This window comes from Eudoraea adriatica DSM 19308, from assembly GCF_000382125.1.
In the GTDB taxonomy this organism is placed as follows: Bacteria; Bacteroidota; Bacteroidia; order Flavobacteriales; family Flavobacteriaceae; genus Eudoraea; species Eudoraea adriatica.
Genome location: NZ_KB907547.1, coordinates 528,124 through 540,916 on the forward strand (window position 1 = coordinate 528,124; position 12,793 = coordinate 540,916).

At 35.5% G+C, this 12,793-nt stretch carries 10 protein-coding genes; 6 read left to right on the plus strand and 4 right to left on the minus strand.

Annotated features, from left to right (window positions below):
- Positions 1–18 precede the first annotated feature (18 nt).
- The 3 genes from rnc to G504_RS0106015 form a co-directional block, all read right to left on the minus strand.
- On the minus strand, positions 19–762 hold the full coding sequence (rnc, locus tag G504_RS0106005) for a ribonuclease III (RefSeq protein WP_019669248.1): 744 nt from the start codon (positions 760–762) through the stop codon (positions 19–21).
- Positions 763–770: 8 nt separating this feature from the next.
- Positions 771–2,021, minus strand: coding sequence for a beta-ketoacyl-ACP synthase II (fabF, locus tag G504_RS0106010; RefSeq protein WP_019669249.1), 1,251 nt, complete (start codon positions 2,019–2,021; stop codon positions 771–773).
- Positions 2,022–2,131: 110 nt separating this feature from the next.
- Entirely contained in the window at positions 2,132–2,365 is a 234-nt protein-coding gene (locus G504_RS0106015) for an acyl carrier protein (protein WP_009778413.1), read from the minus strand.
- A gap of 267 nt (positions 2,366–2,632) precedes the next feature.
- Here G504_RS0106015 and purN point away from each other — a divergent pair, with 267 nt between their 5' ends.
- The 4 genes from purN (at position 2,633) to G504_RS0106035 (ending at position 6,790) form a co-directional block, all read left to right on the plus strand.
- A complete protein-coding gene (gene purN / locus G504_RS0106020; RefSeq protein WP_019669250.1) occupies positions 2,633–3,202 on the plus strand; it encodes a phosphoribosylglycinamide formyltransferase in 570 nt (189 codons plus the stop codon).
- Positions 3,202–3,837 (plus strand): ribonuclease H1 domain-containing protein, encoded by a 636-nt coding sequence (locus G504_RS0106025; protein ID WP_019669251.1) that lies wholly within the window; start codon positions 3,202–3,204, stop codon positions 3,835–3,837. The genes purN and G504_RS0106025 overlap by 1 nt, the downstream gene beginning before the upstream one ends.
- 81 nt (positions 3,838–3,918) lie before the next feature.
- Positions 3,919–4,845 carry a PfkB family carbohydrate kinase gene (locus tag G504_RS0106030; protein WP_019669252.1) on the plus strand — a complete coding sequence of 309 codons (927 nt, stop codon included), beginning with the start codon at positions 3,919–3,921 and terminating at the stop codon, positions 4,843–4,845.
- 46 nt (positions 4,846–4,891) lie between these two features.
- Positions 4,892–6,790, plus strand: coding sequence for an amidophosphoribosyltransferase (locus G504_RS0106035; protein WP_019669253.1), 1,899 nt, complete (start codon positions 4,892–4,894; stop codon positions 6,788–6,790).
- Between the two features lie 889 nt (positions 6,791–7,679).
- Here the strand turns inward: G504_RS0106035 and G504_RS0106045 are convergent.
- Positions 7,680–8,288, minus strand: a complete 609-nt coding sequence (locus G504_RS0106045) for a superoxide dismutase (protein ID WP_019669255.1) — start codon at positions 8,286–8,288, stop codon at positions 7,680–7,682.
- Positions 8,289–8,406: 118 nt separating this feature from the next.
- On the opposite strand from G504_RS0106045, the gene G504_RS0106050 reads away from it, so the two are divergent.
- Positions 8,407–11,511: a UvrD-helicase domain-containing protein gene (locus G504_RS0106050; protein WP_019669256.1), complete on the plus strand. Its 3,105-nt coding sequence runs from the start codon at positions 8,407–8,409 to the stop codon at positions 11,509–11,511.
- A 5-nt stretch (positions 11,512–11,516) separates the two neighbouring features.
- Positions 11,517–12,710, plus strand: a complete 1,194-nt coding sequence (gene kbl, locus G504_RS0106055; RefSeq protein WP_019669257.1) for a glycine C-acetyltransferase — start codon at positions 11,517–11,519, stop codon at positions 12,708–12,710.
- Positions 12,711–12,793 lie beyond the last annotated feature (83 nt).

A 12,793-nucleotide genomic window follows, 5' to 3' on the forward strand; every position in this document is an offset into this window, starting at 1 on the left:
AATGTAAATATAAGATTATTATATCTGTATCCTTCCCATTTTGTCCTGAAGGGCAAAAAATGCCCTTTTAGATGCTTTTTCTTCAGCTTTCTTTTTTGAAGTAGCTCTGGCCTTGGCCATTACTCTTTCATCTATGGAAAGTTTAACGGCAAAATGCTTTAAAGGGTCCTTTCCCGTATCTTCATATACCTTGTATTGGAATTCTTTTTTCTGCTTTTGACACCATTCAATCACAAGACTTTTATAGCTTATTACTTTACCTTCCAGCTGCTCAATGTCTACATAGGGCTCAATTACTCTAGTGTTAATAAACTTCTCACAATATTTATATCCCCTGTCTAAATAAATTGCACCAATGAGTGCTTCAAAAACATTTCCATGAATATTATCTCCAAAATGCGATTTGGGAATTCTACTTTCTACATAGGAGATCAGATTCAAATCCTTTCCTAATTCATTTAAATGTTTCCTGCTTACTATTTTAGAGCGCATTTTAGTTAAGTATCCTTCATCCCCGTTAGGTACTTCGTTATACAGGTATCTAGAAATAATGGTGCCTAACATGGAATCGCCAAGAAATTCCAGTCTCTCATAATTTAATGGCAAGCCATTTTTATCTTTTTTGTTAGCAGACCTGTGAAGGAAAGCTTTTTTATAAACACTGAGCTTTTTGGGTTTAAACCCTAATATTTTTGAAATCCCTAAAAAAAAATCCCCATCCTCTTTAGGATGGGAATTGAATATATTTGAAGGAAAATTCATTTTGCTTATTAGCTATATTTCTTAAAAACCACACATGCGTTATGTCCGCCAAAACCAAAGGTATTACTCATTGCTACCTTAACCTCTCTTTTCTGGGCCTTATTTAGCGTTAAATTAAGCTTTGGATCTATATTTTCGTCTACCACGGAATGATTTATCGTAGGTGGCACAAGGTTATGATTCATCGCCAAAATAGACGCAATTGCTTCAATAGCACCAGCAGCACCTAATAAATGACCTGTCATTGATTTTGTAGAATTAATATTTATGTCCGGAGCATGCTCACCAAAAACCTGACTGATTGCTTTTAATTCAGCAACATCACCCAACGGGGTAGCTGTACCATGCGTATTGATCGCATCAACATCTTCAGGTTTAAGATTTGCATCACGCAAACAGTTTTCCATTACCTTTACCACCCCAATACCTTCAGGGTGTGGTGCAGTCATATGGTATGCGTCACTCGATAGTCCTCCACCAACTAATTCTGCATATATTTTGGCTCCCCGTGCTTTGGCATGTTCTAATTCTTCCAGAATTAACGCCCCGGCACCTTCCCCAAGCACAAAACCATCTCTGGTTGCATCAAAAGGTCTTGATGCCGTTGCCGGACTGTCATTTCGGGTAGACAAAGCATGCATAGCATTAAAACCTCCCATCCCCGCAATCGTGACTGCTGCCTCACTACCTCCGGAGACAACCATATCGCAATAGCCCAATCTGATATAATTTAGTGCATCAATCATGGCATTGGCAGAAGAAGCACAAGCAGATACCGTAGTATAATTTGGGCCCATAAAACCATGCTTAATTGAGATATTACCTGGGGCAATATCAGCGATCATTTTAGGTATAAAAAAAGGATTGAATCTTGGAGTTCCATCACCGCTGGCAAAGTTTAAAACCTCATTTTGGAAGGTTTCCAAACCGCCAATCCCAGCACCCCAGATAACACCTACTCTAAATTTATCTATTTTTTCCAGATCTAAACCAGAATCTATAATAGCTTCATCTGAAGAAATCAAGGCATACTGGGCAAATTTATCTAATTTACGCGCTTCCTTTCTGTCAAAGTAGTTCTGTGAATCAAAGTTTTTTAATTCACAGGCAAATTTAGTTTTGAATTTTTCTGTATCGAAATATGTTATAGGCGCGGACCCACTTTTGCCTTCCTTTAAACCATCCCAATATTGTTCAATATTATTACCAATAGGTGTTAAGGCACCAATACCTGTAACCACAACTCTTTTTAATTGCATTTAACCAAATTTTAAATTGATGTCTAACCCAAGTGTAAATTAAAAAAAATTATCCATGCAGCACGATTACCGCATGGATAATTATAAATCTTTATTAAGAAATCATAAATTTATTTGGCTTCTTCTATATAACTAATAGCCTGGCCAACTGTTGCTATATTTTCTGCTTGATCATCAGGGATTTGAATATCAAATTCTTTTTCAAATTCCATTATCAACTCAACAGTATCCAATGAATCTGCCCCTAAGTCGTTGGTAAAACTAGCTTCGGCCACAACTTCGTTTTCATCTACTCCTAATTTATCAACGATGATAGCTTTTACTCTTGATGCAATGTCTGACATAATAATTTTGGTTTTTAAAATTTAAATCGTTGGCAAAAATAAAAAACTTATAATGTAATAACACTATTTGTCATAAAAATGTATCGTAATTTAAGAAATTTAAATACAAGAATATTAGTTTAGACATAAATTTTCTGTCCTGGAAATGGTTAAACCCTATATAAAAAGAGATTTTCTCGACTTTTTTTTATGATTTATTAAAGGTAGTCGATCATCATGCATTTAATAATCCTAGGACTTAATTTCAAAAAGAATATTTTTGCTTAAATGAAACGAATTGTTCTTCTTGCTTCGGGCTCCGGCACTAATGTTGAAAACATTATCCATTATTTTTCTGACAACAAAGAAGTTGAAATTGTTGCTGTCTTAACAAACAGAAAAGACGCTAAAGTTTTAGAGCGGTGTGCACGACTCAATGTTAGTGCTATATATTTTAACAGACACGCTTTTATTGAAACTGACCTAATTTCTGATTTTTTAAATGGTCTTAATCTCGACTTAATAGTACTCGCAGGATTCCTGTGGCGTATCCCAAAAAGTTTAATTGATCATTTTCCAGATAGAATTATAAATATTCATCCTGCCTTACTTCCTAAGTATGGTGGTAAAGGAATGTATGGCATGAAGGTTCACGAAGCTGTAAAGGAGAATTTAGACCCCGAAACAGGCATTACCATTCATTATGTTAATGAACATTATGATGAGGGTACAATTATTACACAGGTAAGAATCTTTGTAGATGCCGCTGATACTCCCGAAACTATAGCTCAAAAAGTCCACAGTCTTGAATATGAACATTTTCCACGGGTAATTGAAAAACTGTTATTTAAAGGATAATGGCAAAAAAGAATAAATTTTACGTGGTTTGGAAAGGCAAGAGACCGGGTATTTACGAAAGTTGGGATGATTGCAAAGCTGCAATATCTGGTGCCAAAGGAGCCCAGTATATGTCATTCCCCAATTTTGAAATGGCCAAAAAAGCTTATGACAGTAATTACGACGCGTATAAGGGGAAAAAGAAAAAGAGTCCTCAGCTTTCCTCTCAGGATCTTATAAAAATTGGAGAGCCAAATTATCATTCTATTGCTGTAGATGCAGCATCCAGTGGAAATCCGGGGATTATGGAATACCAGGGGGTAGATACTAAAACTGGTAAAAGACTATTTAAACAAGGACCCTTTCCGGAAGGCACCAATAATATTGGTGAGTTTCTTGCAATAGTTCATGGACTGGCTTATTTAAAGCAGAGAAACAGCGATCGGATTATTTATTCAGATTCAAGGATTGCTATTAGCTGGGTGAGAAAAAAAAGCTGTAATACCAGGCTTTCGGAAAACAATAAAAATAATCCATTGTTTGATCTCATTCGAAGGGCGGTTGAATGGTTGAAAAACAATTCATACAATACCCCTATAGTGAAATGGGAAACCAAAGCATGGGGAGAAATTCCTGCTGATTTTGGCAGGAAATAAATATACGGCTTTTTAGTTTTTAAATCCCATTATTTGGACTTTCAAAAGCGTATATTTGCACCTTATTTTAAAATCTAAATTATGGGAAAGCTTTTAATTGTTGGCACTGTTGCTTTTGATGCTATAGAAACGCCTTTTGGGAAAACGGATAAAATTCTGGGCGGAGCTGCAACATTTATTGGTCTGGCGGCTTCACAGTTCGATACAGATTCGGCAATTGTTTCAGTAGTAGGAGATGATATGCCCTATGAACATCTGCAATTTCTGGAGGATAGAAATATTGATATTTCGGCTATAGAAATTGTAAAAGGAGGTAAGACCTTCTTCTGGAGTGGCAAGTATCGTAACGATCTCAATACCAGGGACACCCTCAGTACGGAACTGAATGTGCTGGCAGATTTTAATCCGGTAGTACCTGAAAACTACAGAAACGCAGATGTGGTTATGTTAGGAAATCTGCATCCCGGCATCCAAATGAGCGTCATAAATCAAATGGCGAAAAAGCCAAAGTTAATTGTTTTGGATACAATGAACTATTGGATGAATAATACTTCGAAAGAATTAGAAGAGGTTATAAAGCATACTGATATTATAACCATAAATGATGAAGAGGCACGACAACTTACCAATGAATATTCTTTAGTAAAAGCTGCAGTAAAAATTCATACCATGGGACCAAGATATGTGGTCATAAAGAAAGGTGAACACGGTGCTTTACTTTTCCATAATGAAAATATTTTCTTTGCTCCGGCCCTTCCTCTGGAAGAAGTTTTTGATCCTACCGGTGCAGGTGATACCTTTGCAGGAGGATTTGTAGGTTATCTGTCGGAGACCGAAAACCTATCGTTCAACAATTTAAGAAATGCGGTTATCCATGGATCTAATCTGGCTTCATTTTGTGTAGAACGTTTTGGTACAGAAAGAATGGCAAATTTAAAGAAAGAAGAAATAGATAGGAGATTACGTCAATTCAGAGAATTGACACAATTTGATATTGAATTACAATAATAAAACATGCCTCGTACTTTCGGGGCTTTTTTAATTCATTTTAATAATGAGTGATGCCATTAAACACGAATGTGGAATATCTTTAATACGGCTATTAAAGCCGTTAGATTACTATAAGGAAAAATACGGCAGTATTTTTTATGGAGTGAACAAGATGTATTTAATGATGGAAAAACAGCATAATCGTGGTCAGGATGGTGCAGGTTTTGCCAGTATTAAATTAGACATGGCCCCTGGAGAGCGCTATATGAGCAGAGTTCGTTCTGTGGAGTCGCAACCAATACAAGACATTTTTGCTCAGATTAATGACCGTATAAACTCGGCCTTAAAAGAAAACCCTGAATATATAGGCAATACAGATTTGCAAAAACGGAACATCCCATATATAGGCGAAGTACTTCTTGGGCATGTCCGATATGGTACATTTGGAAAGAATAGTATTGAAAGTGTACATCCTTTCCTCAGGCAAAATAACTGGATGCATAGAAATCTTATCGTTGCCGGGAATTTTAATATGACAAATGTTGATGAGCTCTTTGATAATTTGATACAATTGGGTCAGCATCCAAAAGAAATGGCAGATACAGTTACTGTAATGGAAAAAATCGGCCATTTTCTTGATGATGCAGTAGCCAAGCTATACAGGCAAATAAAAAAAGAAGGCCATAACAAAATGGAGGCTTCTCCATTGATTGCCGAAAGATTAAAAGTCGCAAAAATTCTTAAAAAAGCAGCAAAGAATTGGGATGGTGGATATACAATGGCCGGTATGTTTGGGCATGGAGACGCTTTTGTGCTCAGAGATCCTTCAGGTATTAGGCCTGCCTATTATTTTAAAAACGATGAGGTAGTCGTGGTCGCCTCTGAAAGGGCTGCAATTCAAACGGTTTTTAATGTTGTATATGAAGATGTTCAGGAACTCGATCCGGGCAATGCCTTAATTATAAAGAAAAACGGAAGTGTTAATGCAACTGAAATTTTAGAGCCAAAGGAAAGAAAGGCGTGCTCTTTTGAAAGAATTTACTTTTCGAGGGGTAGCGATAAAGAAATTTATCAGGAGCGAAAAGAATTAGGAAAATTGATTTTTCCTCAAATATTGTCCGCTATTGACGGAGATATAAAGAATACCGTTTTTTCATATATCCCTAATACTGCTGAGACTTCCTATTTGGGGATGATCAGAGAAGCGCAAAATTATTTGAACAAGAAAAAAGAAGAGCAAATATTAAAATTAGGATCGAATATTACCAGAGAGGAATTAAATAAGATATTAGATGTCAGGCCCAGGATTGAGAAAGTAGCCATTAAAGATGCAAAACTAAGAACATTTATAACTCAGGATAGTAGCAGAGATGACCTTGTAGCACACGTCTATGACATCTCTTATGGCTCTGTAAACAAGGATGATAATCTTGTTATTATAGATGACAGCATTGTTAGGGGCACTACTTTAAAGAAGAGTATTTTAAGAATATTAGACAGGTTATCCCCCAGGAAAATTATTGTTGTTTCTTCTGCACCACAAATTCGTTATCCTGATTGTTATGGCATTGATATGGCAAAACTGGAAGATTTTATAGCCTTTAAAGCCACTCTAGCATTGCACAAGGAGCATAATTCCATGAAGTTGGTAGATGAAATCTATCAGAAGTGTTTACAACAAATTCAATCGGCAGATAAGGATATCATTAATTATGTAAAAGATTTTTATCAGCCATTTAGTGCAAGTCAGATATCTAAAAAAATTGGTGAACTGCTAAGTCCGCCCGATATTAGAGCTGAAGTACAAATAATTTACCAAACAATAGAAAGTTTACATCAGGCCTGCCCAAAGAATCTCGGCGATTGGTATTTCACAGGAGATTACCCAACCCCGGGAGGAAATAAAGTTGTAAACAGGGCTTTTATAAACTTTTATGAAGGTAAAAATGAAAGGGCTTATTAACATTTTTATCGATGAAATACACATATTTGTGCATTTCATCGATAATTTACGCTATTCATCGGCTTTTTAATAACAGCGAACGAAAGGCGGTTACTTTAGACCTGCCATAGCATAAGTAGGTTAAGTTCATGGTAAGATTTGGGGCAAAAAAGGTGGAGACTTCTCCACCTTTTTTATTTGATTACCGTTTATATTTTATTTTACTTCACATTTAATACGACTTTTCCTCACCTTATATAGTATAATATCCGGCGAAGGGTATTTCAACCAATTAAAAAGAATTTTAGCCAAAATTTTAATCGACTTTAAAGCAATAACCTACATTTGAGGAACCATAGCATAAGTAGGTTAAGTTCATGGTAAGATTTGGGGAAAAAGGCAGGTGCAAACCTGCCTTTTTATTTTATACCCCTATCCCTAACATCATATTTCATTTTCTCAATTCTTACGCAAATTCCAAAATAAGCTTCATTGGTAAGCCTAAAATTTACCTAAATTTCTTTGTTATTTCTCACAATACCAGTAATTTAGTAATGCCATAGCATAAGTAGGTTAAGTTTATGGTAAGATTTGGGGAAAAAGGCAGGTGCAAACCTGCCTTTTTTATTTCTGATTATCAGTAAATTATATCCATTATTACGAATATATTTCTTCCCCATTCCAAAATAAGCTTCATTGGTAAGCCTAAAATTTACCTAAATTTCTTTGTTATTTCTCACAATACCAGTAATTTAGTAATGCCATAGCATAAGTAGGTTAAGTTTATGGTAAGATTTGGGACGAAAAGGGTGGAGGCTTCTCCGCCCTTTTCTATATAACAAAAAAACCTTCCTATTTAAATAGGAAGGTTTTATTTTTAATAAAAACCGGACTAAAGTTTAATCGTCATTTACTTATTGGAACTGTATAACTCAGCAACTTTATCCCAGTTTATAATATTAAAAAAGGCATTAATGTAATCTGGTCTTCTGTTTTGATAATTTAAATAATAAGCGTGTTCCCATACATCCAATCCTAAAATCGGATGGCCACCACAACCGGTTCCCGGCATTAATGAATTATCCTGATTTGGGGTAGAACAAACTTTTAAGCTCCCTCCTTTATGTACACAAAGCCATGCCCAACCAGAACCAAATCTGGTTGCTGCAGCATTACTAAAAACATCCTTGAAAGCATCAAATGAGTCAAAGGCATCATTTATAGCTGCAGCAAGATCTCCTGTTGGCTCGCCGCCACCATCCGGAGACATTATTTCCCAAAATAAGGCATGATTGTAATAACCTCCTCCATTATTTCGGACGGCCATATTAGACATGTCTAAGTTTTTTAATATCTCCGTAATAGATTTGTTTTCAAGATCTGTGTTTGCAATAGCCGCGTTAAGCTTGGTAATATAGCCATTGTGATGCTTTGTATGGTGTATCTCCATAGTTCTTGCGTCAATATAAGGTGTTAATGCATCATAAGCATAGGGTAGTTTTGGTAGTTCAAAAGCCATTTCTAAACGTTTTAAGTTAATAATTAGAGTGACTCAAAGTTACTCTTTTTAACATTTATATTGGCCTAATTATTTGTTAAGAACTCTTTAAGATTATGTAATTTGCAATAAAAAGTTAGTGCAGCACAGTTCATTTAATATATATAATGCTTCAGCAGGATCCGGGAAAACCTTTAAGCTGGTGCAGGAATATCTTAAAATTGTACTTTCTACAGAAAATTCAACTGTTTTTAATCAAATACTGGCAATCACTTTTACCAATAAGGCTGCCAATGAGATGAAAAGTCGGATTCTTGACAGCCTGTTTGAATTTAGTCATCCTGAAAATCCGAAAAAACCTTCCGCCTTATTTCTATTATTGGCAAAAGACCTGAATATAGAACACGAAAATTTACGTAAGAGATCAAATATTGCACTAAAACAAATCCTACATAATTACGCTTTTTTTGATATTTCAACCATTGACAAATTTACGCACCGACTTATTAGAACTTTTGCCAAAGAACTAAAAATTCCTCAGAATTTTGAAGTAGTATTGGACACAGACCTTTTATTGGACGAAGGAATAGATCGGCTAATTAATAAAGCCGGAACGGATAAGGTGTTAACAAAAGTTCTGATTGATTTTGCTTTGGAAAAAATACAGGACGATAAAAGCTGGGATATTGCTTATGACCTTACGAAAATCGGTAAATTAACTTTTGAGGAAAATCAATCCTACCACCTTGAAAATCTCAAGAATAAAAATCCCGAAGATTTTTTAGTACTTAAAAAATTAATTCAAAAAAAAATCCTCCTTATTGAAGGTGAAGTTGCAGACCTGGCAAAAAAAGCTTTAGAGACTATTTCGCAGTCTGGTGTAGAATTGGAAGTATTTCCCAGGCAAACGCTACCAAACCATTTTGCTAAAATTTGTGATTTTATTTTTAATCCAACCAAGCTTTACAATAACCAGTTAGAAAAAAATCTACTCGAAGGTAAAATCTTTAAATCCGGGATTCAACCGCCTGATCCAGAATTTGTATTAGCACTTAAAAAGTGTTTCTTAGATATTAAAAAGAGAATCTATCAGAGATCCTTTTTAAGGAATTCCTATTTAAATATCGTGCCTTTAACGGTTTTAAATGCCATCCAACAGGAAATAAAAGCAATTGAGCTAGAGCGCGATCAGATTCCAATATCCTCATTTAATAAGATTATATCGGAAGAAATTCGGAACCAACCCGCCCCTTATATTTATGAAAGGCTTGGGGAAAAATATCGTCATTATTTTATTGATGAATTTCAGGATACTTCACAAATGCAATGGGATAACCTTGTTCCATTAATTGGTAATGCCCTGGAAAGTGTGGATGAACAAGGTAATATGGGATCCCTCTTGTTGGTAGGAGATATTAAGCAAGCCATATACAGGTGGCGGGGTGGCGAGGCCGAACAATTTTTGAGTCTGGTTAATAAGGAAACCAATCCTTTTGTTGTAGAACCCCATATCAAATCTCTTGAAACAAATTACAGAAGCCGGGAAGAACTAATAAAATTCAACAATGCTTTTTTTACCGCCACATGCCCTTTCCTTGGCAGTCCAAATTACAATTTGCTCTTTATGGATGGGAATAAGCAAAATTCTAATGATAAAGTCGGTGGATCGGTGGATTTAAATTTTATCAAAATGCCTCAGGAGAATAAAGATTTGGCATATTGTACTGAGGTATTGAATGCAATCAAAAATGCGCTGACAAATAAGTATAATTATGCCGATATCTGTATTCTCACAAGAAAACGAAAGCATGGAATTATTTTAGCCGATTTTCTTATTGAACAAAATATTCCAATAATTTCTTCCGAGACACTTTTGCTAAGGAATAATCCCAAAGTCAACTTTCTGATCAATTTATTAAAGCATATTAATGCTCCGGAGGATTCAGAAATTTGTTATGAGATATTGTATTTTCTTGCTACAAACAGAAAAAACAAACATGCATTTATTCAAAAGTATTTAACCGATTTGCCTTCTGCATTAAAAGAAGTTTACAATTTTAATATAGGCGAGCTAAAGTATAATTCTTTGCCTGATGGCCTGGAATATGCTGTAAAACAATTCCATTTAGTTGAACATTCAGATGCCTACATTACTTATTTTATGGATGAAGTAATTGATTTGGAACAAAAAGAAGATGGCAGTATTACTTCGTTTATAGACTATTGGGAAAAGAAAAAAGAGAGACTTAGTATTGTAGCTCCTGAAAATCTTAATGCCGTGCAGATAATGACAATTCACAAAGCAAAGGGATTAGAATTCCCAATTGTCATTTACCCTTTTGCCAATACGAAAATTTATGATGAACTAGAACCGAAATTGTGGTTGCCTGTTGAAGATTTTGGAGAATTTAAAGAAGTTCTCATAAATAAGAAATCTGAAGTGGTACATTATGGGGAAACAGCGAAAACAATCTATGAACAGGAACAGCACAGACTGGAATTGGATGCATTTAACATATTATATGTGGCGCTTACGAGGGCAGTGGACAGGTTGGTTATAATAACTGAAATGGTTCTTAATGCCAAAAGTGAATTTAAATCGGATAATTACTCCGGGTTATTTATCCACTTTTTGAAAACACAGGGAATCTGGGATGAAAATAAAACAAGCTTTTCCTTTGGGTCAACTGAATGCAAAGCCCAGGAACAAGCTCTCCCCAAAGCGCAACCCAATATACCTTTTATATCTACACAAAAGGATAGTGCCAATTTTAATATTGTAGCACTGTCTGATAATCTTTGGGACAGCAAAAGAGAAGAAGCAATAAAAAAGGGTAATGTAATACACCATATAATGGGACTTATTGTAACCGAGAGCGATATTGAACCGGCGATTGCGCATATGATAAGAAAAGGAGATCTTAAAGCCGAAGAAGGTCCTCAAATTAAAGAAGTAGTGCTGCAAATCATTTCACACCCTAAACTTAAGTCATTTTATACTTCGGAGAATACAGTTAAGAATGAATGTGAAATTATAGCCGAAAATGGCCTAATTTTGCGTCCGGATCGCATGGTATTTAATAATAACAGGGTGGCAATAATTGATTATAAAACGGGCAAAAAAGCTCAAAAATATTACGAACAGCTACATACCTATGGCGATGCGCTGAATACAATGGGATATTTGGTTGAAAAAAAGATAATAGTCTATATAGATAAAAAAATAACCCCAGAATTCATTTAGTAATTATGTACGGAAAAATTAAAGAATATCTAAAAGAAGAGCTTAACAGAATAAAAGAAGCCGGTCTCTATAAAGAAGAACGGATAATTACTTCTGCCCAGGGAGCTGTAATCAAAGTTTCAGGCGGACAGGAGGTAATTAATTTTTGTGCAAACAATTATCTGGGATTATCGGCGCATCCCAAAATTATAAAGGCAGCTAAAGAAACCCTGGATACCCATGGCTTTGGAATGTCGTCTGTGCGCTTTATTTGTGGCACACAGGATATTCATAAGGAACTGGAGCATAGAATTGCAAAATTTTATGGAACGGAAGACACTATATTATATGCGGCAGCCTTTGATGCCAATGGAGGGGTATTTGAACCGTTGTTATCAGCTGAAGACGCAATTATATCGGATGCTTTAAACCACGCCTCTATTATTGATGGTGTAAGGTTATGCAAGGCTAAACGCTATAGGTATGCCAATAGTGATATGGTTGATCTCGAAGAAAAATTAGTCGAAGCCAATAAAGATAAAGCCCGGTTTAAAATAATTGTTACCGATGGTGTGTTTTCTATGGATGGATTATTGGCCCCCTTGGATAAAATATGTGATCTGGCAGATAAATATGATGCTATGGTAATGATAGATGAGTGCCATGCAACGGGATTTATAGGTGAAACCGGAAGGGGCACATTAGAGGAAAAAGGTGTTATGAACAGGATAGATATAATTACAGGAACACTGGGGAAAGCATTAGGCGGAGCCATGGGCGGTTATACTACGGGTAAGAAAGAGATTATCGATATGTTAAGACAACGGTCGAGACCATATTTGTTTTCCAATTCTCTTGCCCCCGTTATTGTTGGCGCATCTATAAAAGTATTTGATTTGCTTGAAAATGATACGTCCCTGAGAGATAAACTTGAAAAAAATACAAAATATTTTAAACAAGGCATGCAGAATGCCGGTTTTGATATCATTGATGGGGATTCAGCAATAGTACCTGTAATGCTCTATGATGCTAAATTATCGCAAAAGATGGCAAATATGTTGCTGGAAGAAGGCATCTATGTCATTGGTTTCTTTTATCCTGTAGTTCCCAGGGATAAGGCAAGAATACGGGTGCAATTATCTGCTGCTCACGAAATTGAGCATTTAGACAAAGCTATCAATGCATTTATTAAGGTAGGCAAAGAGTTAAAAATTATCTGAATACTGGTTTTTACCTAATAAAAGGACTAAAAAAAATAGGAAATTGATTTTGTTAATAATTTTTAACAACTTACATTTGCAGC

Coding starts and splice junctions, on each gene's coding strand:
- rnc (WP_019669248.1), bottom strand. CDS start 762: ATGAATTTTCCTTCAAATATATTCAATTCCCATCCTAAAGAGGATGGG.
- fabF (WP_019669249.1), bottom strand. CDS start 2,021: ATGCAATTAAAAAGAGTTGTGGTTACAGGTATTGGTGCCTTAACACCT.
- G504_RS0106015 (WP_009778413.1), bottom strand. CDS start 2,365: ATGTCAGACATTGCATCAAGAGTAAAAGCTATCATCGTTGATAAATTA.
- purN (WP_019669250.1), top strand. CDS start 2,633: ATGAAACGAATTGTTCTTCTTGCTTCGGGCTCCGGCACTAATGTTGAA.
- G504_RS0106025 (WP_019669251.1), top strand. CDS start 3,202: ATGGCAAAAAAGAATAAATTTTACGTGGTTTGGAAAGGCAAGAGACCG.
- G504_RS0106030 (WP_019669252.1), top strand. CDS start 3,919: ATGGGAAAGCTTTTAATTGTTGGCACTGTTGCTTTTGATGCTATAGAA.
- G504_RS0106035 (WP_019669253.1), top strand. CDS start 4,892: ATGAGTGATGCCATTAAACACGAATGTGGAATATCTTTAATACGGCTA.
- G504_RS0106045 (WP_019669255.1), bottom strand. CDS start 8,288: ATGGCTTTTGAACTACCAAAACTACCCTATGCTTATGATGCATTAACA.
- kbl (WP_019669257.1), top strand. CDS start 11,517: ATGTACGGAAAAATTAAAGAATATCTAAAAGAAGAGCTTAACAGAATA.